Genomic DNA, 22447 nt, shown 5'->3' with positions numbered 1-22447 from the left:
GGCGAGGCACGACGGACGTCTACCTTGCATCATAAATATGTTCCCCTATTCTACTTCGCGCTGAGGTCAGAATAAATATCAAGGGAGGATATCGTGACCAGCAAGGCAATATCGCGTAGACGCTTTCTCAAGAACTCCACGATTGCCGGCGCCGCGGCGGCCACGGCCGGCACACTTGCCGCGCCGGCCGTGCTCGCACAAGCGCCGGTGACACTGAAGATGCAATCGTCCTGGCCGTCCTCGGACGTGTTCCAGGAAATGGCGCAGCAATATGTCGATCGCGTCCAGGAGATGTCGGGCGGTCGCCTGAAGATCGATCTTCTGCCGGCCGGCGCCGTCGTCGGCGCATTCCAGGTCCAGGACGCCTGCCATGACGGCACCATCGATGCCGCGCATACTGTTCCCGTCTACTGGTACGGCAAGAACAAGGCCGCTTCGCTGTTCGGCACCGGCCCGGTCTTCGGCGGCGATGCCAACCAGATGATCGCGTGGCTCTACCATGGCGGCGGGCAGGATTTCTATCGCGAGCTGACCCAGGATGTTCTGGGCCTCAACATCGTCGGCTTCCTGTCCTTCGGTATGCCTGCCCAGCCGCTCGGCTGGTTCAAGCAGGAGATCACCGACGCCAGCCAGTTGCAGGGCCTGAAATATCGGACGGTAGGTCTTGCGGCCGACCTGTTCCAGGCGATGGGCGCCAGCGTCGCGCAACTTCCGGGCGGGGAGATCGTGCCAGCGATGGAGCGCGGCGTCATCGACGGCTTCGAGTTCAACAACCCCACATCGGACATGCGTTTCGGCTCGCAGGATGTCGCCAAGAACTACATGCTGGCCTCTTATCACCAGGCGAGCGAGTCCTTCGAGTACATCTTCAACAAGGACAAGTTCGACAGCCTTGCGCCGGACCTCCAGGCGATCCTGAAATACGGCGTCGAAGCCGCGCACCTGGCCAACTACGCGCTGGCCATGCAGCAATATTCGGCCGACCTGCAGAAGCTGCAGACCGAGTCGGGCGTCAACGTCAAGCGCACGCCGGATTCGGTGCTGCAGGCGCAACTCGAAGCCTGGGACAAGATCCTTCCGCCGCTGATGGAGGATCCGTTCTTCGCGAAAGTCGTGGAGAGCCAGAAGGCCTGGTGCGAACGTGTGGTCTACTACAGCCTGCTGAACGCGCCCGACTACAAGCTCGCCTATCAACATTATTTCCCGGACAAGATCTGACCGGTTCTGAATCCCGATATGGCCTGACCGGCGGCGCGCTGCCCGCCGGTCAGGCATAAATCAATCCGTTGATCGACCGGGAGAGAGCGCCTTGCAAAGCTATATCTGGTTTGCCGACAAACTATCGGCATGGTTCGGCAAGGTCTTCGCGTGGTGCGTCATGATCATGACGTTCGGCATCGGCTACGAGGTGGTCGTGCGCTACCTCTTCCGCGCGCCGACGCCGTGGGCGTTCGACCTTTCCTACATGATGTACGGCACCATGTTCATGATGGCGGGCGCCTACACCCTCTCGCGCGGCGGGCACGTGCGCGGCGACTTCATCTACCGACTCTGGCGGCCGAGAACCCAAGCCACGGTCGAGCTTGTACTGTATTTCCTGTTCTTCTTTCCCGGCGTGCTCGCTCTCGTCATTTCGGGCTGGCGCTACGCCAGCCGGTCCTGGCGCTACTTCGAAGTCAGCACGATGAGCCCTGCCAACATCCCGATCTACCAGTTCAAGACGGTCATTATCGCAGCCGGCATTCTTCTGGTCGTCCAGGGCGTCGCCCAGGTTTTCCGCTGCATCATCACCATCCGGACCGGCGTCTGGCCAGAGCAAGAAGAAGATGTCGAAGAACTCGAAACCGTCCTGGTCAAAGAGGGCGTCAGTGCCCTTGACCCAAGCGCCGGTGACCCAGCGAACAGGAACGCACAACAATGACCGACCCGCAGATAGCCCTGCTGATGCTGGGCCTGTTCATCTTCGTCATCATGCTCGGTTTCCCCATAGCGTTCACCCTCATGGCGATGGGCATCGGCTTTGGTTACTATGCCTATTTCGATGCCGAACGGATGCGGAATATCTTCGACAACCGCGTCTTCGACCTCTTTGTCAACCAGACCTATTCGGTCATGGCCAACGATGTGCTGACGGCGATCCCGCTTTTCCTGTTCATGGGCTACATCGTCGAGCGCGCCAACATCGTCGAGCGGCTGTTCGATACGCTGAGCATGGCCACTCGGCGGCTGCCCGGCTCGATGGCGGTGGCGGCGTTGATCACTTGCGCCCTGTTTGCAACCGCCACCGGCATCGTCGGCGCGGTCGTCACGCTGATGGGCCTGCTCGCTTTGCCAGCCATGCTGAAGGCCCGCTACGACGAACGCTTCGCCACCGGCGTCATCTGCGCCGGCGGCACGCTGGGCATCCTGATCCCGCCTTCGATCATGCTGATCGTCTACGCGGCCGCTTCGGGGGTGTCGATCGTCCGGCTCTATGCCGGCGCCCTGCTGCCGGGTTTCCTGCTCGCCGGCATGTACCTGATCTACATCGTCGGGCGCGCCATGCTCAATCCAAGCCTGGCGCCGCAGCCGGAACGCCGGAGCGACAGCATTTCGACCGGAAAGCTGATGTGGATGCTCGCCACTTCCTTCTTCCCCCTTGCCATCCTGATCCTGGCGGTGCTCGGCGCAATCCTGTTCGGGTTGGCGACGCCATCGGAAGCCGCCGCCATCGGGGCGCTGGGCGGATTGTTGCTCGCGGCTGCCTACCGTGCTCTCACATGGCAACGCCTGCAGGAATCAGTCTATCTGACCGTGCGCACCACTGCCATGGTATGCTGGCTTTTCGTCGGTTCGTGGACCTTCGCGTCTGTGTTTTCCTACCTCGGCGGCGAACAGGTGGTCCGCGAATTCGTGGTCGGGCTGGACCTGACCCCGCTGCAGTTCCTCCTGCTCGCGCAACTCATCATCTTCCTGCTTGGCTGGCCGCTCGAATGGTCGGAAATCATCATCATCTTCGTGCCGATTTTCCTGCCGCTCCTGCCGCTTTTCAACATCGACCCGTTGTTTTTCGGCATTTTGATCGCGCTCAACCTGCAAACATCGTTCTTGACCCCGCCCATGGCCATGTCCGCCTATTATTTGAAGGGCATCGCCCCGCCGCAGATACGGTTGACGCAGATATTCGCCGGCTCGTTGCCCTATGTAGTCATGGTCTTCCTCACCATGATCGTCCTCTATGTCTTCCCCGACATCGCGTATTGGTTGCCGCGGATGTTTTACGGACGCTAACGCATGTCGGACAAAGTGTGCAGCGGTTTTGGGGTAACGACATGCATAAAACAAAGACTTAAAGCGCAACGCGCTTTGGAGAAGACATTGGACGATCGGAACTCGCGGATATGGAAGAGAGGATTGCAATGGCAACGGATCGCATTCTGGCGCTGCTCGCCTTCGCGCTGTTCGCCGTTTTCCTCGGCATTGTCGGTCTGTCGGTCAAACGGATCGATCTGCTGACGGTCTTGGCGATCGGTATCGCTCTTGCCGGCTATGATCTGTGGCGCCAGTTGAAGCCGCGCCGCCGCTGACGACGAACCGCTGCGCACTTTTGGGTGACATGCATTAGAATCGACCGGCCGTGGCCGAGCTATTCGGCGGCTTCGCGGACAGGTATCAGGCGCCGCTCGACCTGCTGGAGATGCAGGCGCATGGCCGCCGCCGCGCCGCCGAGGTCGCGCTCGGCGATCGCTTCGACGATCCGTTCGTGGTCGGCGAAGCTGTGATGGTCCGCCGGAGGACGGACGCCCTCTGCACGAAGCCGTCCCCAGACCACGGTGCGGCGCACGGCGTTCAGCACATCGAACAGGCCGAGCAGCACATTGTTGCGGCTTGCCTGCGCGATCTGCCGGTGCAGCAGATTGTCGATGTTCTCATATTGCCGCCATGTGACGGCCTCGCGCGTCTGCGCCAGCGATTGCCGCATCGCCGCGATATCGGACAGCGTGGCGTGCAGCGCCGCTTCGCGCGCGATCTCGGGTTCGATGATCAGGCGCGCGCGCATCACGTCGGCCGGATTTGTGCGGCCGGCGATTTCGGAAATTCCGATCGTCTCCTCGACCGGCCCGCTGCCGACGAAGGTGCCCCTGCCGACGTGCCGCCAGATGCGGCCATCCTTCTCGAGCACCGCCAGCGCCTTGCGCAGATCGCCGCGCGACACGCCAAGGCTCTCGGACAACTCCCGCTCCGCGGGCAGCCGGGTTTCGCCGGAATGGTCCATCTGGGCAAGATAGGCCTGAAGCTGAACCAGAGCAGCGTGGCCGCCATTGCCGGGATCGTCCATCAATTTAACCAATTCGCCTATTGATTCCGTTTCCCGGTGTTAAAACGATTGGCGGAGACCGTCAACTGCCAAGTTTTCCGGGCATGCGCGGTCGATATGATGCAATTTATCCTTGACCAATTAGCACTACACGCTTAACCAATTCGAATAATGGTTATAAGAAACGGGAGGAATGACAATGGCCAGACTATCCAGACGTACCATCCTAACCGCCGCTTTCGCCGCGATCCTTTTGAATGCGCCGCTGCCGGCGGCAAGCGCGGGCGATATGCGCATCGCATTCGGCGACCTTCCCGGCATCGAATCCATCCAGACACTCGCCGCGATAGAGCGCGCCAAGGAGCGCGGCGTGAATGTCGAGCTCATCATTCTCAATGACGAGGACCTGGCTGCCCAGGCGATCGTCGGCGGCCAGGCCGATGTCGGCATCGGCGCGCCCTACACGCTGATCCAGAAGGCGGGCGTGCCGATCCGCGTCTTTGCCCAGATATCGACGCTGCGCTTCTTTCCCGTCGTCAACAGCGAATTCTACAAGGAATGGAAGGACCTGGACGGGCAGGACGTCGCCGTTCAGGCGCGCGGTTCCGGCACCGAAGCGGTCATGCTGCTGATGGCCAAGAACCACGGCATCAAGCTCGGCAACGTCAGCTATGTCCCGGGATCCGAGGTCCGCCGCAACGCGTTGCTCCAGGGGACGCTGAAGGCGTCGATCGTCGACGCCGCCAACCGGCGCGCGCTCGAGGCCGAAGCGCCCGGCAAGTTCATCGTCTTGCCGGTGGAGAATCTCAAAGCCTCCGACGAAGCGCTGTTCGCCACGGCGGACTATCTGAAGAACAACGCCGCCGACGTCGACATCCTCGTCGAGGAACTGATGAAGACCGCGCGCGAAATAACCGAGAACCCGGCCGTCGCGGTCGAATTCCGCAACAAGTACAAATTGCTGCCGGACCTGGGCGCGGAAGCCGATGGCGAGATCACCGAGTACTACAAGGAAACCGCTGAAGCCGGCAGCCTTGCGCTGAATGGCGGCGGCGCGGATGCGGCGGCCGCCGACTTCGCCTTCTTCAGCCTTGCCGGCCAGATCGAGGGCGATCCTGCCAGCCTCAAGGTGGCGGACTTCTGGGATGTCGCCGCACTCGACCGTGCCGTCGCCAAGCTCGGCAAGAAATAGGCGGTCTGGCGGATGGCTTTGAGCATCAGAACCGACGGCGAGGCTGCTGGCCTCGCTGCCCCTTCCAGCCGCGGCACGACGGGCGCCTGGTGGGAAGAGCCGGTCGTGCTCAGGCTGGTCTCTATCGCTGCTTTCGCGGCGATATGGGAAGTGGCTGGACGCATTCCCGTCAGCTTCGCCTTCCCGACCTTTTCCGACACGATGGTCGCGTTTTTCGGTCTGCTCGCCGACGGTAGCCTGGCAAGCGCCTATCTCTCGACGCTGCAGCCACTGGTGCTCGGCGTCGTCCTGTCGGCGTTCCTGGGTGTCGGCCTCGGCACTATCTGTGGCCTGTGGCGCACTGGCGAATGGCTGCTGATCCCGGTGTTCATCGTGCTTCAGGCGGCCCCCGTCGCCGCCTTCATTCCGATGGTCACCTTCGTCTACGGCATAGGCATGACCGCCAAGACGCTTGCCGTCATCATCCTTGCGCTGCCGGTCATCGTGCTCAACACCTACAAGGCCGTGCGCAACGTCAACCAGTCGCTGCTCGTCATGTGCCGGTCCTTCATGGGCACGCCATGGCAGACCGTCGCCAAGATCATTCTTCCGGACGCCAGTCCGGTCATCTTCGCCGGTCTGCGCCTCGGCGTCGCCGCCGGGTTCGTCGGCGTGGTGCTAGCCGAACTGCTGATCACCCCGACCGGCATCGGCGACCTCATCACCTTCCACCGCTCGCGCGCCGACTACGCCGAGATGTATGCAACAATCGCCTCGATCATTGCTCTTTCCACCCTGACGCTGGTCTTTCTGCAGTGGGTGGAAGTCCGTGTTTTCAGGCCCGAAAGTAGAGGTGCCTGACATGCGCGCTGCTGCCTTGCGAAATGGACCATCGCCGGTGCCGACACCAATCGATTCAATCGTGGAAGTGAGGGGAATTTCCAAGACCTATGGCAATGTCGAGGCGCTGCGCGGCATCGACCTCGACTTTCCCCGCGGCAAGCTGACCAGCCTTCTCGGGCCTAGCGGGTGCGGAAAGACGACGCTGCTGAAGATCATCGCCGGCCTGATAAAAGCCGATGGCGGCACCATCGCCATCAACGGCAAGACCGTCAGTGCGCCGGGCCCCGAACGCGCTTTCGTGTTCCAGGACTTTGCGCTGATGCCCTGGGCGACCGTGTTGCGCAATGTCGCCTTCGGTCTCGAATTGCGCGGCACGAGCAGGGCCGAACGCGAGGAGATCGCCCGCCGCTACATCGCCGAGGTGGGGCTCGCCGGCTTCGAGGACAAATATCCCCACGAACTGTCGGGCGGCATGCGCCAGCGCGTCGGCCTGGCGCGGGCATTGTCGGTCGATGCCGATGTTCTGCTTCTCGATGAACCGTTCTCGGCGGTCGACGAGCAGAACCGGCGCAAGTTTCAGGAGGATCTGATCCGGCTGCGCACCAACCAGAACAAGACCTTCATCTTCGTCACGCACTCGATCGAGGAGGCGGTCTACATCTCCGACCGCATCGTCTTGCTGTCGCCTCGGCCCGGCCGGGTTTCGCAGATCATCGAGCCGGAAATCGACCGCACCAGTGATCCCGAGCGCATTCATCGCGACCGGCACTATCTCGATACCGTCGACGAGATCTGGCAGGGGCTGAAGCAATATGTGGAATGACCGGCAATGACCCTGTTTGGCTATCGCATACCGATGATGGCGTCGCTGCTTGTCTGGTGCGTCGTGTGGGAGATTGTTGGCCGGCTGAACCTTGTCTTCCTGCTGCCGCCCTTCAGCGAGGTGCTGGCGGCAGCGGTCGATCTCGTGCAGACCCCGTCCTGGCAGAAGGCCACGGTCACAACCCTTCGCGCCTTCGCCACGGGCATGGCGCTGTCGATCGTCATCGGCGTGCCGCTGGGCATCCTGATGGGACGCGTCAAGATCGCCGACGACCTGCTCGGCATGTGGGTCAATATCTTTTCCAGCGCACCGCTCTCGGCGATCGTTCCGGTGCTGATGATCCTGTTCGGCTTCGGCGAGAAGACGATCGTCGCTGCGGTGTTCCTGTTTGCGATCTGGATCATCGTTCTCGACACGCGCGCCGGCGTTCGCCATATCTCACCGTCGCTGATCGAAATGGCGCGCTCCTATGGCGCCTCGCGTCCGGCGCTCTACACCAAGGTCATCCTTTGGGCGGCGCTTCCGGAAATCCTTGCCGGCATCCGCCTCGGTCTCATCCGCGGCGTCAAGGGCGTCGTCATCGGCCAGTTGCTCGTCGCCATCGTCGGCTACGGTGCGCTGTTCGAGACTTTCTCGCGCAATTTCCGCATGGCCGAATTCTGGGCCTTGACCATCATCCTTTTTGCCTTCGCCCTGGTGATCGCCGAACTGATCGAACGGGCCGAAGCCAAAGTCGAATATTACGCAGGAGCAAGACAGTGAACATGCACGGCACGACCTATGTCATCGAACCGCAGGCAATCCCGAGCATCCCGGTGGCGGGAACCGACAAGTTGTTCCCGGTGCACCGGGTCTATTGCGTCGGGCGCAATTATGCCGCGCACGCCGTCGAGATGGGGCACGACCCCAACAAGGAGCCGCCGTTCTTCTTCCAGAAGAACCCCGACAACCTTGATACGTCGGGAGAATTTCCCTACCCTCCGGCTTCCAATGATGTTCATCACGAAATCGAAATGGTCGTGGCGCTGAAAAGCGGCGGTACCGACATCCCGGTCGACAAGGCGCTGGACTGCGTGTTCGGCTATGGAGTGGCTCTCGATATGACCCGGCGCGACCTGCAGGGCAAGGCGAAGGACATGGGCCGCCCATGGGAAGTCGGCAAGGCTTTCGAGGCGTCCGGTCCATGCACCCCGCTGGTTCCGGCAGGCTCGATCGGTCATCCCGATAGCGGAGCGATCTGGCTGGACGTCAATGGCCAGAGAAAGCAGACTGGCGACCTCAACCAGATGATCTGGAAAGTACCCGAAATGATCAGCTATCTCTCGGGCCTGTTCACGCTGATGCCGGGGGACATCATTTTGTCCGGTACGCCGGCCGGCGTCGGGGCGGTCGTTCGCGGCGACGTTCTGCGCGGCCATGTCGAGGGCGTCGGCGACCTAGAGGTTCGCGTTGTCTGAAGCAGCATCGATTGTTGAACGCCTGGCTGCCGGAGCCGACAATGCGCCGGCGATTGCAGCTCCGGACAGGATCACGCTCACCCATGGCGGGCTGCGCCGCCTGATCGCCGAAACGGCGGCGCGGCTCAACGCGCTCGACCTCGGCCGTGGCGACCGGGTGGCCATCGTGCTGCCGAACGGCCCGGAAATGGCCACGGCCTTTGTCGCCGTGGCTGCCGCCACTTCCACGGCACCGCTCAATCCGGCCTACCGGGCCGACGAACTCGATTTTTATCTCAGCGATATCGGCGCCAAGGCGATCCTGGTCGCCGAGGACGAGAGTGGCCCGGCGGTCGCGGTTGCCGAGCGCCTGGGCATAGCAGTGCTGAGACTGGTCGCGCGGGGTGATGCGCCAGCCGGCAGCTTCGAGATCGCGGGCAAACCGGTCGGTCCGTCTGTTTCGTCCGGCTTGGCCGAGAATGGCGACATCGCGCTCTTGCTGCACACCTCCGGCACCACGTCGCGCCCCAAGCTGGTGCCGCTCAGCCATGCCAATCTCGCTGCCTCGGCCGCCCATATCGGTGCGACGCTCGGGCTGACATCATGTGATCGCTGCCTCAACATCATGCCGCTGTTCCACATCCATGGGCTGATCGCGGCGGTGCTGTCCTCGCTTGCCGCCGGCGGCAGCGTCTTCTGCACGCCGGGCTTCAATGCGCTGCGCTTCTTCCATTGGCTGGGCGAAGCGCGGCCGAGCTGGTACACGGCGGTGCCGACCATGCACCAGGCGATCCTGCCGCGCGCCGCGCGCAATGCCGATCAACTGGCGGCCGCGCCCCTGCGCTTCATCCGCTCGTCCTCGGCCTCGCTGCCGGCGCAGGTGATGGCCGAGCTCGAAGCGACCTTCGGCTGCCCGGTGATCGAATCCTACGGCATGACGGAAGCCGCGCACCAGATGGCCTCGAACCGGCTGCCGCCGGGCTTGCGCAAACCGGGCAGCGTCGGCGCCGCCGCCGGGCCTGAATTGGCCGTGATGGCGCCGGACGGGCGGCTGCTGAAAGCCGGGGAGACCGGCGAGATCGTCATTCGCGGTCCCAATGTCACCGCCGGCTACGAGAAGAACCCGGACGCCAATGCCAGCGCCTTCGCCCATGGCTGGTTCCACACCGGCGACCAGGGCGTGCTCGACGAGGATGGGTATCTGCGCGTTACCGGGCGACTGAAGGAGATCATCAACCGTGGTGGCGAGAAGATCTCGCCGCTCGAGGTCGACGAGGTGCTGATGGATCATCCGGCGGTGGCGCAGGTCGTCACCTTCGCCATGCCGCATGACAAGCTTGGCGAGGAGGTCGCGGCCGCGATCGTGTTGCGCGAGGGCATGGCCACCACCGAGGCCGATGTTCGCGGATTTGCCGCGACGCGGCTCGCCGATTTCAAGGTGCCGCGCAAGGTCCTGATCCTGGAGGAAATCCCCAAGGGAGCTACCGGCAAGCTGCAGCGCATCGGTCTCGCCGCCAAGCTTGGTCTTGCCAAACCTGGTCCGGGTTGACGATGCGGATCACCGTCTTTGGCGCAGGCGCGATCGGCGGCTATCTCGCGGCCAAGCTTGCCATGGCCGGCAAGGTCGATCTGTCGATCGTGGCGCGTGGCGCGCATCTCGACGCGATCCGGGCGGACGGACTTCGCCTGATCGAGGACGGTCGCGAATCCGTCGCTCCTGTCAGGGCGGCGGCGCGGGCCGAGGAGCTCGGCGTGCAGGACTATGTCGTGCTGGCGCTCAAGGCCCATTCCGTTGCCCCGGCGCTCGACCAGATCGCGCCGCTGCTTGGACCGGGCACGGCCGTCGTCACCATGCAGAACGGCGTGCCCTGGTGGTATTTCCATGACGTTGGCGGGCCGCTGGAGGGCACGCGGCTGCAGGCGGTTGATCCGGGCGGCACGATCTGGGATCGTATCGGCCCTGGACGCGTCATCGGCTCCGTCGTCTATCCCGCCGCCGAAGTGGATGCGCCCGGTCTGATCCGCCATGTCGAAGGTACGCGCTTCTCGCTTGGCGAGCCTTCAGGCGAGAAGAGCGAACGCGTCACGCGGCTTGCCGGGGAGATGGTCGCGGCGGGTTTGCAGGCGCCTGTTCGTGACGATATCCGCGGCGAAATCTGGGTAAAACTCTGGGGCAATCTCTCCTTCAACCCGATCTCCGCGCTGACCGGCAGCACGCTTGCCGCAATCGCCGGAGATGAGGCGACCCGCGCGCTGGCCCGCGCCATGATGCTGGAGGCGCAGGCGATCGGCGAAAGCCTTGGCGTGCGTTTCCCGATATCGGTCGACCGGCGCATCAAGGGCGCCGGCGATGTCGGCGAGCACAAGACCTCGATGTTGCAGGACCTGGAACGTGGCCGCCCGATGGAGATCGACGCGCTGGTGACGGCGGTGCAGGAACTCGGCCGTTTGACCGGCCAGCCGACGCCCACAATCGACAATGTGCTGGCGCTGGTGCGCCGCCTCGCCATCGAGCGCGGGTGCTATTCTCTCTTGTAGTAAATTCTCGTTTTGTTCTAGTCTATTCCGCTGGATGAAAATGCCGGACGGGATCAGCCATGAACGAGCTGCCTTCATTCGGGATCGGCAAGAACGGCCAGACTTTCTTCCGTTGGGACGAGCCGGACCAGCGGCGCAACGATCGGCTGTTTTTCGCCATTCTTTTGGAAAGCACGATCGCCACGCCACTGGCGCTGAGGGCGGCGGGCTGGCAGCGCGAGTTGGGCCTGCGCGGCAAGCTCGTTGCGGCCGATCGGTTGCACATTTCGCTGGTTGGGCTCGGCGATCATGACGGATTGCCGATGTCGCTGGTGGAAGCCGCCTGCCGCGCCGGTGACCTCGTTCAGGCGGCATCGTTCGATGTTTCCTTCGATCGTCTGTCGGCCTTCGGCGGCGGGGCATTGGTGCTGCGCGGCAGCGACGGCATCCCACCCTTGCAGAGCTTTTGGCGCAGCCTCGGCGCCATGCTCGCCGACAGCCCGCTAAAACCCTTCGTTGCGAACTCCTTCGAACCCCACGTCACCTTGCTGCGCGACAGGACGCGTGTCGCGAGGCTTGGCGAACGGACCATCGAACCTATCGGCTGGACGGTCCGCGACTTCGTGCTCGTCCACAGTTTCCTGGGGCAGGGCCGGTATCAACTCTGCGGGCGCTGGCGGCTGGCCAGCCAGAACGATGCGGTAGCCGCCATGTGAAAAGGCGCAGTCAGATCGTCTTGACGTATTGCGCAAGCTGGTCGAGCACCGTGCCCCAGCCGTCATAAAAACCCATCTCCTCGTGGTTGTTGCGCGTCGCTTCATCGCGGTGGATGGCGGTCGCGGTGTAGCGTGTTGCCTTGCCTTCCGGCTGGAAGGATATGACCGCGGTGATGAATGGATCCCCGGATGGCCGATAGCCGGGCAGCAGGGCGTCGGTCCACACCAGCCGCTCATTCGGCACGATGTCGAGATAGCAGCAACGCCGGTCGTTGACTTGCTTGCCATCAGGCGACTGCATGCGGGTCCGAAACAGGCCGCCGGGCCTGAGGTCGATCTCGCAATCGGTGACGATCCACGGCTTCGGCGTGAACCATTGGCGGACGTGCTCGGGCTTGGTGTAGGCGGTCCACAGCAGTTCGCGCGGCGCATCGACAACACGTTCGAGGACGAGGTCGAGTCTCGGATCGGGTTTGAACAGCGGGGTCATATTCATTTGTCGCTTTCCTTGAGTTTCATCACGTAGGCGTCGAATTGATCGAGGCGGCTCTCCCACAGCGTGCGCTGTTCGGCCAGCCAGTTTTCCGCGAGCTTCAGCGGTTCGGGTGCAAGCTGGTAGGTCCGGATGCGCCCGGTCTTTTGCGAGCGCACCAGCCCGCAGCCTTCCAGCACCTTCAGATGCTCGACGAAGGAGGGCAGGGCCATGCCGAACGGCTCCGCCAACTCGCTGACCGAGGCCGGGCTTCGGTTCAGCCGCTCGACAACGCGCCGGCGCGTCGGATCGGATAGCGCCCGGAAGATGCCGTCGATCGGTGGGGGGCTTGCGGTCTGCGGGATTGTTGCCACGGTCATGTCTTCCTCGCGCCACTGCGTCGGCAAGGTGGTTCGGAAAAATACTTAGGTAAATTCCTTAGTGTTGGCAAGCCCGAAATTCTGGAGATTTGGGCCAGGGCGCTGGCAAAGCGGGAAGGGCGGTTTTAGGCTGAAGCGGATTCGACCAGCCATCAGTCCGAGGGGGACCACAGTTTTGACGATCACGATGTACGGCATCACCAATTGTGACACGATCAAGAAAGCGCGCCTCTGGCTGGAGGGCCATGGCAGTGCCTATCGCTTTCATGACTACAGGGCCGAAGGGCTGGATGCGAAGCGGCTGGATGGCTGGGTCGGCAAGATCGGCTGGGAAATCCTGCTCAACAAGGCGAGCACGACGTTCCGCGAGCTGTCCGACAAGGACAAGCAGGCCCTCGACGAGAAGAAAGCCAAGGCCCTGATGTTGGCCAAGCCAACGATGATCAAGCGGCCGGTGCTGGAGGTCGGCGACCGCATCCTGGTTGGCTTCAAGCCGGATGCTTATGAGCAGGCGGTTGGGGGGAAGTAGGCGGGGTCCTCGCCGCGATCCTTCGCGCCCCCCTCTGTCCTGCCGGACATCTCCCCCACGAGGGGGGAGATCGGCTGTCATCTCGGCTTTCGCCAATCGCCAGCGTTGCATAAATGAGCGAGGCGCCGAAGATGCTAATCTCCCCCCAAGTGGGGGAGATGGCCGGCAGGCCAGAGGGGGGCGCTGTCCCGCCGGCCTCCAAAATTCTGGTCGGCTCAACCTCCGCGCAAATACCCCGCCAGCGCCACCGCATTGTTGTGCGCCTCGTCATGGGCGCCGTAGAGCAGCGTCACCTTGCCCTCGCGAAGCAGGTCATGCAATTGCGCCACGGCCTCGCCGTTCCCATCGAGTTCCACGCAATACCGCCTCCGAAACTCCGCCCAGCGCGCCGGCTCATGCCCGAACCATTTGCGCAGTTCGTCGCTGGGCGCGATGTCTTTCAGCCACAGCGTCAGCGCGGCGTGCTCCTTGCTGAGCCCGCGCGGCCATATGCGATCAACCAGAACCCGCTGACCGTCAGAAGACGAGGGCGGCTCATAGATGCGCTTAACCGCGATGTCGTGTCCCATCGCCAACCTCGCATGGGCCGAGCAGCACCGGTTTCCTGCCGGCTCTTCAGGCCCATTCGCCCTTGCGCATGACCGGCACGCGGCCGCCGTCCTTGCCGAGCCCGTCTATGTCGATCTGGCCCGAGCCGATCATCCAGTCGATATGGATGAAACTCTTGTTGCCGCCGCGCGCCGCGATCTCCTCCTGGGTGAGCGAGGCGCCGTCGACGAAGCACTTCGAATAGCACTGGCCGAGCGCGATATGGCAGGCGGCGTTCTCGTCGAACAGCGTGTTGAAGAACAAGAGACCGCTCGCCGAGATGGGCGACGAATGCGGCACCAGCGCAACTTCGCCGAGCCGGCGCGCGCCGTCATCGGTGTCGAGCACCTTCTTCAGCACGTCCTCGCCCTTCGAGGCTTTGGCCTCGACGATCCTGCCGTCCTCGAAGCGCACCGAGATCTCGTCGATCAGCGTGCCCTGGTAGGACAGCGGCTTAGTCGAGGAGACATGGCCCGAGACGCCCCTTGCATGCGGCGTGGTGAAGACCTCCTCGGTCGGAATGTTCGGGTTGCAGGTGACGCCGTTCTTGGCGGTCGAGGCGCCGCCCATCCATTCATGGCCGTCGGCCAGCCCGACGGTGAGATCAGTGCCCGGCCCGGTGAAATGCAGCGCATGGAAATTATGGCCGTTCAGCCATTCGGTCCGGCCCTTCAATGCCGCATTGTGCGCCGTCCAGTTGCCGATCGGGTCCTCCACATCCACCCGCGACGCCGCGAAGATGGCATCGGCGAGCTTCACCACCGCGACGTCGTCGGCGTCGCCGGGGAATACTTGTTTGGCCCAGGCGAGGTCGGGATAGGCGACGATGTTCCAGTTGATGTCGAAGCCGGTGATCTTCTCCAGCGCCGGCTGATAGGCCATCGAATTCGCCTTGTTGGCGCGCGCCACTTTCGAAGGATCCTGCCCCGACAACAGCGACGGATCCTCGCCGCGCACCGCAAGCCGAGCGGCGTTGTTGGAGAACGCTTTCGCCATCCCCTCATAGAGCCAGCCAGCGGCGCGATCGAAACCGGCATCGGCCCCGTAGCGGTAGCGCGCCAGCGTGATCTCGTCGTCGTTGAAGATCGGCGTCACCAGCCCGGCGCCGGCCCTGTAGGCATGCTCGACGATCCGTCTGGTCAAGGGCAGGGCCGCGATCGACGAGGTCAGCACCAGATCCTGCCCCGGCTGCAATTGCAGCCCGACCTTGATGGCGACCTCCGCCAGCCTGTCGAGTTTTACCGGGTCGATCGTTGCGGAAACGCCGCGCGAATGTGTGGTCATGATCCTGCCTGCCGTGATGTGGGGGTCTCATTCTTACATAGACCGGTGCCGCTGTCCTTTCCACCGTCATTGCGGTGGGCCACAGCGCCGCGCGTCCGTTCGAAGGCTCAAAGGACGCCGTGGCGTTTGGATTGTGCGACAGCCTCAGGCCGCGCGGTCTGCGCCGCATCGCTGCGCTGGCGCATCCAACTGGCCCAACATAAGTGGATTGTTTGACAGGCCGGCGCACTTATTGTGCGCCGCAATGAAAGCCGCTTCGCCATCCCCATTACGCCTTGCCTTCGCCGGCATGGTCGCGCTTGCCGTCGCCCAGGGCATCGGCCGCTTCGTCTATACGCCGATCCTGCCCGGCATGATGGAGGGATTGCATCTGACGCCGGCCGATGCCGGCTGGATCGCGTCGGCCAATTATCTCGGCTACCTCGTCGGCGCGCTTGCCGCCGCCGGCGGCTGGGCGCATGGGCGCGAGCGCCTGCTGATGTTCTCAGGCCTCGCCGCCAGCGCCGTCTTGGCCGCGCTGATGGGGTTGACCGAGAGCATGGCGGCCTTTCTCGTCATCCGCTTCCTCGCCGGCCTCGCCAGCGCCTTCGTCATGGTGTTCATGGCCTCGATCGTCTTCAGCCATCTTGCCGCCGCTGGCCGCAACGATTTGCAGGCGCTGCACTTCGGCGGCGTCGGGCTGGGCATCGCGGCTTCCTCAGCACTACTCGTTATTCTCGTCACCGAAAATGCCGACTGGTCGGCGGGCTGGCTTTGGTCCGGGGTGCTTTCGGCGGCGGGTCTCCTCCTCGTCGCGCTGCTCGCGGGTTCTGTGACGCCAGCCAATGGCATCGAAGGCCGCGAGCCGGCGCTGCCCAGGGAAAGATCGCTTGCGAAGATGATCGTCGCCTATGGCCTGTTCGGTTTCAGCTATGTGGTGACGGCGACCTTCCTGGTCGCCATTGTCCGCCAAGGCGGCGGCGGTCGCATCTTCGAGGCCACTGTCTGGATGGTGGCCGGCCTTGCCGGTTTCCCATCCATCTGGTTCTGGCAGAAGCTTGCCGGCAGAACCGGGCTCTATGCCGCTTACGCTGTGAGCTGTCTGGTCGAGGTTGTCGGCGTCACGGCGAGTGTCGTCGTCAAGGGCTTTACCGGGCCGCTGCTCGCCGGTGTCCTGCTCGGTGGCACCTTCATCGCCATCACGGCGCTCGGGTTGCAGGCGGCACGGCAGCTCGCGCCGCAGGCGCCGCGCCGCATCTTCGCGGTGATGACGGCCGCCTTCGGGTTTGGCCAGATCCTGGGTCCGATTGCCGCCGGGCTGCTTGCGCAAGCGTCGGGCAATTATCTCTCGGCGTCGATCATGGCCGCCATCGCCCTGCTCGTCTCCGGCGTCATTGCCTGGTCGGCTGCGCCAAAATCGCCATGATTGTGGTCTTGCTCGGTGCCGGGCATCGGGCACGGGCATTTTCTTTCCCACTAATGTGTGAGCTTATGCCCGCTGAACAGCAACGCCGCTGATTTGCGCATCGACCAAGGAATCCGCCACAGTGTTCGTATCGTTTTTTCCGCAGCCGAAGTTGTTTTTCACCTCGGCCGCCGTCTGGAGCCTTGCCGGGATTCTGTTCTGGTTCTTCGGTGGCGAGCAGTTGGGTGCTGTTCTCGGATTGCCGCCTGCTGCGGCCGGTGCGCCGCCCATCATCGGCATCGCCGTGCTCTGGTCGAAGCCGTTCCTGTGGTTCTACATTTATTTCGGGATTTGCGTGGCAATCTTCTATGCGTTCTGGGCCTGGTACTCGCCGCATCCCTGGCAGAACTGGTCGATCCTGATGACCGCCGTCATCCTGTTCTTCATCTATTTCAACGTGCAGGTCAGTGTCGCGGTCAATGCCTGGTATGGCCCGTTCTTCGACTACGTGCAGGGGCTGATGTCGGGAACGACAAAGTCGACCGACGGTGAGTTCTATCTTGGATTGGCCGATTTTTCATGGCTGGCGCTGGTCGGCATGAATGTGCAGGTGGTCAATGCCTTCATCGTCAGCCACTGGATCTTCCGCTGGCGCACCGCGATGAACAATTATTTCGTCGAGAACTGGAGCCGGCTGCGCCATATCGAGGGCGCCTCGCAGCGTATCCAGGAAGATACGATGCGCTTCTCGCAGATCATGGAAGATCTGGGGTCCAGCTTCGTCCAGTCGATCATGACACTGATTGCATTCCTGCCGGTCATGATCCAGTTGCAAGCCCATATCAGCGAATTGCCGATTGTCGGCGCCATCCCGCAGCCATTGGTTGTCGCCGCGCTGGCCTGGTGTCTGTTCGGAACGATTTCGGTCATGATAGCCGGCATGAAATTGCCGGGACTGCAGTTCCGCAACCAGCGTGTCGAAGCCGCTTATCGCAAGGAACTCGTCTACGGCGAGGATCATGCCGACAGGGCCCAGCCTGCGACCACCGCCGAGCTGTTCGCCAATGTCCGCCACAACTATTTCAGGCTCTATTTTCACTACATCTATTTCAACGTCGTCCGTTACACCTACCTGCAGGCCGACAACATTTTCTCGCTGCTGATCCTCGGGCCTTCGCTTGTCGCGCACAAGATCACCTTCGGCGCTCTGAACCAGATATCGAACGCCTTCGGCAAGGTGACAGGATCGCTACAGTTCCTACTATCCTCGTGGTCGACCATCGTGGAACTGCAGTCTGTGCATAAACGCCTGCGCGCCTTCGAGGCGACGCTGGAAGGGGAACCGCTGCCCGAAATCGACCAGCGTTATCTCCAGCGTCAGAGCGCCGAGGATCCGGCCTGATATCTCGGGAAAAGCGTGGGCGGCTCAGCCGCCCACCGCCACCTGCTTTTCGCCGGCGCGCTGGCGAGAGATATAGTCGCGGAAGCTGATGCACTCGACGTCGGGTTTGACGCAGACCTCGCTGGCAAAGCGCTCCAGCGCGTTCCAGTAGGCGCCGTCATTCATCAGCGTGAAGTGGAAGCCGAGCTCCAGCGGCAGGCGCTTACCCTGATATTGCTTATCGAAGGCGGTGCGGAAGGCCTGATAGGTCCGCTCGGCGAACTCGTCCGCCTTGCTCGGCCGCTCGAAGCCGCCGGAATGCCTGACATAGAGATTGTAGTCCATGGCGATCACCGGCCTTGACTTCGGGCCTTCCGGAATCTGCGGCAACGAAAAATGCGTGATGCCGTTACTGGTCGGCGCTCGCACCGGGCCTTTTGAGACGCCGCTCGCGTCGAACTGGAAGCCGGCCTTGGGCAGCGCCTCGTAAAGCGCCTTGTTCGTCGACAGATAGGGCGCGCGAAAGCCGATAATCGAATGCCGCGTAAAATCGCGCCAGTCCTTGGGTTCGGGCGCAATGCCGTTGATCGAATAGGCGTTTTCCAGAATGTGCTCGAACGAACCGAACTCGGCCAGCCAATCGGCCTTGCTCCAGTCCTTGCCGTCGAAATGGCCGCAGCCATGGCTGCCGATATCGTGGCCTTCCGCGGCAGCCAGCCGGATCTGTTCAAGCCGGTCGGCTACGTCCTGTTTCGAGGCGGCAAAGCCGATATTGGATTTGCCGGCGCCCTTGCCGGGCGCCGTATATTCCGTGCGTGTCTGCGGCGACAGCAGGAAGACGCAGGAGAGAAAATAGGTGAAATGCGCGCCGGTGCGCTCAGCCAGCGCCCGGCTGCGCTTCCACTGCGAAATGTCGCGGGCGCTGTCGAACGAGATGATGACGACCTGCTTTTGCTTTGCCGGCGCAGGTGCCGCGGGCGGATCGGCGAAAGCCGTGCCGGCTGCGGCAAGCGAGGCCAGAGAAAACGCGACAACGCGGGACAAACGAGGCATCGGCATCCGGTCTGGTACAGGAACGGTTAAGGTCGGCTATCGGCGAAATGTGGCACAGGTACGGTCGGCTTTGCCGTCGCACGTTGGGTCGCCCGCCTGGCGCTCAGCCGATTTTCCTGGGCAACCCCTTCCATGCCGGCGAAATTTCGCTAAAACGCGGGCTCATGAAGCGCCCCGGACGGGGCAGCATTGGTTTTGATTGATGTCCGACGACAGTTTTATCCGCGAAGTCAACGAAGAGATTCGTCGCGAACAGGCGCATGCGTTATGGGACCGTTTTGGTCCTGCCTTGATTGTACTGGCGGTGCTGGTGGTGGTCGGCACCGCCGCCGTCGTCGGTTATCGCTATTGGGACGAGACCCGCGCCAACCGCTCGGGCGACGCCTTCTCGCAGGCGCTGAAGCTTGCCAATGACGGCAAGAGCGACGAGGCGTTGACCGCGCTCGATTCCCTGGAAAAGGACGGCTACGGCGCCTATCCGCTGCTTGCCCGCATGCGCGCGGCGACCGTCAAGGCCGACAAGGGCGACGTCGACGCCGCCGTCAAGGATTTCGACGAGGTCGCCGCCGACACCGCCATTCCCGCCGGGATTCGCGACATGGCCCGCTTGCGGGCTGCGTTGCTGCTCGTCGATCATGGCACCTTCGCCGACGTGTCGAGCCGCGTCGAGGCGCTCACCGCCGACACCAATCCGCTGCGCCACGCCGCGCGGGAGGCGCTTGGCCTGGCCGCCTGGAAGGAAGGCAAGTCACAGGATGCTCTGAAATTGTTCGACCAGATCGCCGCGGATGACGGCGCCCCGCGCAACACGCGCGAGCGGGCGACCTTGATGTCCGAGCTGATCCGCGGGTCGGGCAGCGCGTCGTAGTGCAATGTCGCCCAAAAGTGCGAAGCGGTTTTGGGATCAACGACATGCACAATAGGCAGTAGAGTTGCATGAGCTTCAAAGTCGCCATCATCGGCCGTCCTAACGTCGGCAAATCGACTCTTTTCAATCGGCTGGTGGGAAGGAAGCTGGCGCTCGTCGACGACACGCCCGGCGTCACCCGCGACCGACGCGTCCACGCCGCCAAGCTTTACGATCTCGCTTTCGATGTTATCGACACCGCCGGCTTCGAGGACGCGGGTGCGGCGACGCTGCCCGGCCGCATGCGCGCCCAGACCGAGATCGCCATCCGCGAGGCCGATCTGATCTTTTTCACCATCGACGCCAAGTCTGGCCTGCTGCCCGACGACAGGACCTTTGCCGAGATCGTCCGCAAATCCGGCAAGCCCGTCGTGCTGGTCGCCAACAAGGCCGAGGCAAAGGGCGCCCAGGGCGGCATGCTGGAGGCATGGGAGCTTGGGCTTGGCGAACCGATCCCGGTCTCGGCCGAGCATGGCCAGGGCCTGCCCGACCTGCGCGACGCGGTGGTGGCGGCGCTCGGCGAGGAACGCGCCTTCGGCGAGGAAGAGGACGAAGATGAGGAGATCGCCGCCAGCGAGGTGCTGATCGGCGAGGACATCGCCGATCCCGACGCCGAACCGGCCTATGACGACACCAAGCCGATGCGCATTGCCGTCGTCGGCCGTCCGAACGCCGGCAAGTCGACCCTGATCAACGCGCTGATCGGCGAGGAGCGGCTGTTGACCGGTCCGGAGGCCGGCATCACCCGCGATTCCATCTCGGTCGACTGGGACTGGCGCGGCCGCCGGGTGAAGCTGTTCGACACCGCCGGCATGCGCCGCAAGGCCAGGATCCACGAAAAGCTGGAAGTGATGTCGGTGCAGGACGGCCTGCGCGCCATCCGCTTTGCCGAGATCGTCATCATCGTGCTCGACGCCACCATCCCCTTCGAGAAGCAGGATCTGCAGATCGCCGACCTGATCATCCGCGAGGGCCGTGCGCCGGTGATCGCCTTCAACAAATGGGACCTGATCGACCACCCCCAGGAACTCCTGGCAGAACTGCGCGAGAAGACCGAGCGGCTGCTGCCTCAGGCGCGCGGCATCCAGGCGGTGCCGGTGTCGGCCGAAACCGGGCGTGGCCTCGACAAATTGATGGATGCCGTCATCAGGACGCACAAGGTCTGGAACAGCCGCGTCTCGACCGGCAAGCTCAACCGCTGGCTGGAAGGCATATTGGCGCATCATCCGCCGCCCGCCGTCGCCGGTCGCCGGCTGAAGGTCAAATACGTCACCCAGGCCAAGACACGGCCGCCGGGCTTCGTCGTCCAATGCTCGCGTCCCGACGCGATGCCGCAATCCTATGTCCGCTATCTCTCGAACAGCCTGCGCGAGGCCTTCGACATGCCCGGCGTGCCTATCCGCATCGCTCTGCGCACCTCGGACAATCCGTTCGCCGGCAGGGCCAAGAAGCGCAGCTGAGGCAGCTACCTCTCGGCGATTTGCGGAAACGCCTCTAACTTCGTCATCACCTTGAATGCGAGGCTAGAGATGCTTCGATTCCTCAGAGTTGATGACGAAGCGGTGAGGGCATCGCCAAAAACCTAAGCCACCGCTTTCAGCCCCTCGTTCCCCCGCGCGCTTCCCGGCAGCGCCTGCTGCGCCGCGTGCAACAGGATATCGGCAAGGCGCGCCGCGACGGGATCCAGTTCGGCCTCTTTCTGGTGCAGGACCAGCGCCATTTTCGGCAGCGCTGGCAAACCAAGCACCTCCGGCGCCATCGCCCTGACATTGGCCGGCAGCCCGATATCGGTACGGATCGTCAGGCCAAGCCCGGCGGCGACGGCCGCCCAGATGCCGCCAAGGCTCGGGCTGGAAAAGGCCATCCGCCAGGACAGGCCGGCGCGGTCGAGCGTCTCCGTCGCCACCGTGCGCAGCAAGCAAGGCGCTTCCAGCGCCACCAGCGGCAGCGCATCGCCGTCGCGCAGGCCGGCCTCGATCGGCTTTGCCGGACCGATCCAGCGCATCTGCACGTCGGCGACATGCCTAACATAAGGCAGCGTCGTTCCATTGTGCCAGGCGAGCGCGATATCGAGATTGCCCGAAATGATGCGCTCGGCCAGTTCGTGGCTGCGCGCGATCCTGGCCTCGATCTTGACCTTGGGATGGGCGCGCGTGAAGCGTCCCAGCACCTCCGGCAGCACCGCCTCGCCGAAATCCTCCTGCAACCCGAGCCGCACCCAGCCTTCCAGCTCGACATCGTGGATGGCGGACGCGGCCTCGTCATTGAGTTCGAGCAGCCGCCGCGCGTAGCCGAGCATGGTTTCGCCGGCTTCGGTCAATGCCAGCCCGCGTCCCGCCTTGCGGAAGATCGGCGTCGCCGCCTGCTCCTCCAGTTTCTTCAATTGCGCGCTGACCGCCGAGGTCGAGCGGCCGAGCCGGTCCGCGGCCTTGGCAAAACTGCCCAGCTCCATGCCGGTGACGAAGCTCCTGAGAACGTCGAGGTCGAATGTCAACCGCCGCATATCAATAATCCTATTTTTCGGGATCTTATGTCAACAACTTCCCGATATTCAATACGAAGCTATGGCGGTAGAGACTGCCCGTCAAGGGTCCGGCGCGCCTGCCGGTCCATCCAGGGAAACGAGCCCAGGGGAGTCAAACTCATGTCGATTGTCATTGCGGATC

The 22447-nt window shown here is 63.2% G+C and carries 24 protein-coding genes; 17 read left to right on the top strand and 7 right to left on the bottom strand.

The genetic code is table 11. The annotated features are described in order from the left end of the window. The first annotated feature begins 93 nt into the window (after positions 1 to 93). The 4 genes from CN311_RS01040 (at position 94) to CN311_RS32405 (ending at position 3566) form a co-directional block, all read left to right on the top strand. Positions 94 to 1218, top strand: a complete 1125-nt coding sequence (locus tag CN311_RS01040) for a TRAP transporter substrate-binding protein (protein WP_097571585.1) — start codon at positions 94 to 96, stop codon at positions 1216 to 1218. A 91-nt stretch (positions 1219 to 1309) separates the two neighbouring features. Next, a complete protein-coding gene (locus CN311_RS01035) occupies positions 1310 to 1921 on the top strand; it encodes a TRAP transporter small permease subunit (RefSeq protein WP_097571584.1) in 612 nt (203 codons plus the stop codon). Next, positions 1918 to 3270, top strand: a complete 1353-nt coding sequence (locus CN311_RS01030; protein ID WP_097571583.1) for a TRAP transporter large permease — start codon at positions 1918 to 1920, stop codon at positions 3268 to 3270. The genes CN311_RS01035 and CN311_RS01030 overlap by 4 nt, the downstream gene beginning before the upstream one ends. Positions 3271 to 3398: 128 nt before the next feature. Beyond that, positions 3399 to 3566, top strand: coding sequence for a hypothetical protein (locus tag CN311_RS32405; RefSeq protein WP_165779540.1), 168 nt, complete (start codon positions 3399 to 3401; stop codon positions 3564 to 3566). A 59-nt stretch (positions 3567 to 3625) separates the two neighbouring features. On the opposite strand, the gene CN311_RS01025 is transcribed toward CN311_RS32405, so the two are convergent. Continuing rightward, complete coding sequence (locus CN311_RS01025; protein ID WP_097571582.1) at positions 3626 to 4318, bottom strand: FadR/GntR family transcriptional regulator; 693 nt, start codon at positions 4316 to 4318, stop codon at positions 3626 to 3628. 178 nt (positions 4319 to 4496) lie between these two features. On the opposite strand from CN311_RS01025, the gene CN311_RS01020 reads away from it, so the two are divergent. The 8 genes from CN311_RS01020 to CN311_RS00985 are packed head-to-tail and all read left to right on the top strand — an operon-like array spanning position 4497 to position 11803. Continuing rightward, on the top strand, positions 4497 to 5489 hold the full coding sequence (locus tag CN311_RS01020) for an ABC transporter substrate-binding protein (protein WP_097571581.1): 993 nt from the start codon (positions 4497 to 4499) through the stop codon (positions 5487 to 5489). 12 nt (positions 5490 to 5501) lie between these two features. After that, positions 5502 to 6329, top strand: coding sequence for an ABC transporter permease (locus CN311_RS01015; RefSeq protein ID WP_097571580.1), 828 nt, complete (start codon positions 5502 to 5504; stop codon positions 6327 to 6329). Between the two features lies 1 nt (position 6330). Then, entirely contained in the window at positions 6331 to 7134 is an 804-nt protein-coding gene (locus tag CN311_RS01010) for an ABC transporter ATP-binding protein (protein ID WP_097571579.1), read from the top strand. A 6-nt stretch (positions 7135 to 7140) separates the two neighbouring features. Further along, positions 7141 to 7896 (top strand): ABC transporter permease, encoded by a 756-nt coding sequence (locus tag CN311_RS01005; RefSeq protein WP_097571578.1) that lies wholly within the window; start codon positions 7141 to 7143, stop codon positions 7894 to 7896. A 2-nt stretch (positions 7897 to 7898) separates the two neighbouring features. Next, positions 7899 to 8591: a fumarylacetoacetate hydrolase family protein gene (locus CN311_RS01000; RefSeq protein WP_097571577.1), complete on the top strand. Its 693-nt coding sequence runs from the start codon at positions 7899 to 7901 to the stop codon at positions 8589 to 8591. After that, positions 8584 to 10119 carry an acyl--CoA ligase gene (locus tag CN311_RS00995; RefSeq protein ID WP_097571576.1) on the top strand — a complete coding sequence of 512 codons (1536 nt, stop codon included), beginning with the start codon at positions 8584 to 8586 and terminating at the stop codon, positions 10117 to 10119. Before CN311_RS01000 ends, CN311_RS00995 begins: the two co-directional genes overlap by 8 nt. A 2-nt stretch (positions 10120 to 10121) precedes the next feature. Next, complete coding sequence (locus tag CN311_RS00990) at positions 10122 to 11108, top strand: 2-dehydropantoate 2-reductase (RefSeq protein WP_097571575.1); 987 nt, start codon at positions 10122 to 10124, stop codon at positions 11106 to 11108. 59 nt (positions 11109 to 11167) lie between these two features. Continuing rightward, the gene (locus CN311_RS00985) at positions 11168 to 11803 is read left to right on the top strand and encodes a 2'-5' RNA ligase family protein (RefSeq protein ID WP_097571574.1); all 636 of its coding nucleotides are present in this window, start codon (positions 11168 to 11170) and stop codon (positions 11801 to 11803) included. A 10-nt stretch (positions 11804 to 11813) separates the two neighbouring features. Here the strand turns inward: CN311_RS00985 and CN311_RS00980 are convergent, their stop codons facing one another. Then, positions 11814 to 12293: an SRPBCC family protein gene (locus tag CN311_RS00980; protein ID WP_097571573.1), complete on the bottom strand. Its 480-nt coding sequence runs from the start codon at positions 12291 to 12293 to the stop codon at positions 11814 to 11816. A gap of 2 nt (positions 12294 to 12295) precedes the next feature. Next, positions 12296 to 12655, bottom strand: a complete 360-nt coding sequence (locus CN311_RS00975; protein ID WP_097571594.1) for an ArsR/SmtB family transcription factor — start codon at positions 12653 to 12655, stop codon at positions 12296 to 12298. A 175-nt stretch (positions 12656 to 12830) separates the two neighbouring features. Here CN311_RS00975 and CN311_RS00970 point away from each other — a divergent pair, with 175 nt between their 5' ends. Then, complete coding sequence (locus CN311_RS00970) at positions 12831 to 13184, top strand: ArsC family reductase (RefSeq protein WP_097571572.1); 354 nt, start codon at positions 12831 to 12833, stop codon at positions 13182 to 13184. A gap of 215 nt (positions 13185 to 13399) precedes the next feature. Here the strand turns inward: CN311_RS00970 and CN311_RS00960 are convergent, their stop codons facing one another. Together CN311_RS00960 and CN311_RS00955 are read right to left on the bottom strand one after the other, a co-directional pair. Continuing rightward, positions 13400 to 13753 carry a DUF488 domain-containing protein gene (locus tag CN311_RS00960; protein WP_097571571.1) on the bottom strand — a complete coding sequence of 118 codons (354 nt, stop codon included), beginning with the start codon at positions 13751 to 13753 and terminating at the stop codon, positions 13400 to 13402. 46 nt (positions 13754 to 13799) lie between these two features. Continuing rightward, the gene (locus CN311_RS00955) at positions 13800 to 15056 is read right to left on the bottom strand and encodes an aminopeptidase (RefSeq protein WP_097571570.1); all 1257 of its coding nucleotides are present in this window, start codon (positions 15054 to 15056) and stop codon (positions 13800 to 13802) included. A gap of 244 nt (positions 15057 to 15300) precedes the next feature. On the opposite strand from CN311_RS00955, the gene CN311_RS00950 reads away from it, so the two are divergent. Next, positions 15301 to 16461: a YbfB/YjiJ family MFS transporter gene (locus tag CN311_RS00950; protein WP_097571569.1), complete on the top strand. Its 1161-nt coding sequence runs from the start codon at positions 15301 to 15303 to the stop codon at positions 16459 to 16461. 121 nt (positions 16462 to 16582) lie between these two features. Continuing rightward, positions 16583 to 17842, top strand: a complete 1260-nt coding sequence (gene sbmA, locus CN311_RS00945; RefSeq protein WP_097571568.1) for a peptide antibiotic transporter SbmA — start codon at positions 16583 to 16585, stop codon at positions 17840 to 17842. Positions 17843 to 17866: 24 nt separating this feature from the next. Here the strand turns inward: sbmA and CN311_RS00940 are convergent, their stop codons facing one another. Beyond that, positions 17867 to 18874, bottom strand: coding sequence for a polysaccharide deacetylase family protein (locus CN311_RS00940; RefSeq protein ID WP_097571593.1), 1008 nt, complete (start codon positions 18872 to 18874; stop codon positions 17867 to 17869). A gap of 202 nt (positions 18875 to 19076) precedes the next feature. On the opposite strand from CN311_RS00940, the gene CN311_RS00935 reads away from it, so the two are divergent. Then, a complete protein-coding gene (locus tag CN311_RS00935; RefSeq protein WP_097571567.1) occupies positions 19077 to 19742 on the top strand; it encodes a tetratricopeptide repeat protein in 666 nt (221 codons plus the stop codon). A gap of 68 nt (positions 19743 to 19810) precedes the next feature. Further along, positions 19811 to 21241 (top strand): ribosome biogenesis GTPase Der, encoded by a 1431-nt coding sequence (gene der / locus CN311_RS00930; RefSeq protein WP_097571566.1) that lies wholly within the window; start codon positions 19811 to 19813, stop codon positions 21239 to 21241. A gap of 122 nt (positions 21242 to 21363) precedes the next feature. Here der and CN311_RS00925 read toward each other — a convergent pair whose 3' ends face one another. Next, positions 21364 to 22284, bottom strand: a complete 921-nt coding sequence (locus tag CN311_RS00925) for a LysR substrate-binding domain-containing protein (RefSeq protein ID WP_097571565.1) — start codon at positions 22282 to 22284, stop codon at positions 21364 to 21366. Positions 22285 to 22447 lie beyond the last annotated feature (163 nt).

This window comes from Mesorhizobium sanjuanii (assembly GCF_002529485.1).
In the GTDB taxonomy this organism is placed as follows: domain Bacteria; phylum Pseudomonadota; class Alphaproteobacteria; order Rhizobiales; family Rhizobiaceae; genus Mesorhizobium; species Mesorhizobium sanjuanii.
The sequence above is the reverse complement of the archived record's forward strand: the minus strand, read 5'-3'. Positions and strand labels throughout refer to the sequence as shown.

What these genes read in the sequence shown, in the direction of transcription:
- CN311_RS00935 (WP_097571567.1), top strand. Translation starts at nt 19,077, where the DNA reads ATGTCCGACGACAGTTTTATCCGCGAAGTCAACGAAGAGATTCGTCGC.
- der (WP_097571566.1), top strand. Translation starts at nt 19,811, where the DNA reads ATGAGCTTCAAAGTCGCCATCATCGGCCGTCCTAACGTCGGCAAATCG.
- CN311_RS01030 (WP_097571583.1), top strand. Translation starts at nt 1,918, where the DNA reads ATGACCGACCCGCAGATAGCCCTGCTGATGCTGGGCCTGTTCATCTTC.
- CN311_RS01020 (WP_097571581.1), top strand. Translation starts at nt 4,497, where the DNA reads ATGGCCAGACTATCCAGACGTACCATCCTAACCGCCGCTTTCGCCGCG.
- CN311_RS01000 (WP_097571577.1), top strand. Translation starts at nt 7,899, where the DNA reads ATGCACGGCACGACCTATGTCATCGAACCGCAGGCAATCCCGAGCATC.
- CN311_RS01005 (WP_097571578.1), top strand. Translation starts at nt 7,141, where the DNA reads ATGACCCTGTTTGGCTATCGCATACCGATGATGGCGTCGCTGCTTGTC.
- CN311_RS01025 (WP_097571582.1), bottom strand. Translation starts at nt 4,318, where the DNA reads ATGGACGATCCCGGCAATGGCGGCCACGCTGCTCTGGTTCAGCTTCAG.
- CN311_RS00990 (WP_097571575.1), top strand. Translation starts at nt 10,122, where the DNA reads ATGCGGATCACCGTCTTTGGCGCAGGCGCGATCGGCGGCTATCTCGCG.
- CN311_RS01015 (WP_097571580.1), top strand. Translation starts at nt 5,502, where the DNA reads ATGGCTTTGAGCATCAGAACCGACGGCGAGGCTGCTGGCCTCGCTGCC.
- CN311_RS00950 (WP_097571569.1), top strand. Translation starts at nt 15,301, where the DNA reads ATGAAAGCCGCTTCGCCATCCCCATTACGCCTTGCCTTCGCCGGCATG.
- CN311_RS01010 (WP_097571579.1), top strand. Translation starts at nt 6,331, where the DNA reads ATGCGCGCTGCTGCCTTGCGAAATGGACCATCGCCGGTGCCGACACCA.
- CN311_RS32405 (WP_165779540.1), top strand. Translation starts at nt 3,399, where the DNA reads ATGGCAACGGATCGCATTCTGGCGCTGCTCGCCTTCGCGCTGTTCGCC.
- CN311_RS00940 (WP_097571593.1), bottom strand. Translation starts at nt 18,874, where the DNA reads ATGCCTCGTTTGTCCCGCGTTGTCGCGTTTTCTCTGGCCTCGCTTGCC.
- CN311_RS00980 (WP_097571573.1), bottom strand. Translation starts at nt 12,293, where the DNA reads ATGACCCCGCTGTTCAAACCCGATCCGAGACTCGACCTCGTCCTCGAA.
- CN311_RS00975 (WP_097571594.1), bottom strand. Translation starts at nt 12,655, where the DNA reads ATGACCGTGGCAACAATCCCGCAGACCGCAAGCCCCCCACCGATCGAC.
- CN311_RS00955 (WP_097571570.1), bottom strand. Translation starts at nt 15,056, where the DNA reads ATGACCACACATTCGCGCGGCGTTTCCGCAACGATCGACCCGGTAAAA.
- CN311_RS00925 (WP_097571565.1), bottom strand. Translation starts at nt 22,284, where the DNA reads ATGCGGCGGTTGACATTCGACCTCGACGTTCTCAGGAGCTTCGTCACC.
- CN311_RS00960 (WP_097571571.1), bottom strand. Translation starts at nt 13,753, where the DNA reads ATGGGACACGACATCGCGGTTAAGCGCATCTATGAGCCGCCCTCGTCT.
- CN311_RS00985 (WP_097571574.1), top strand. Translation starts at nt 11,168, where the DNA reads ATGAACGAGCTGCCTTCATTCGGGATCGGCAAGAACGGCCAGACTTTC.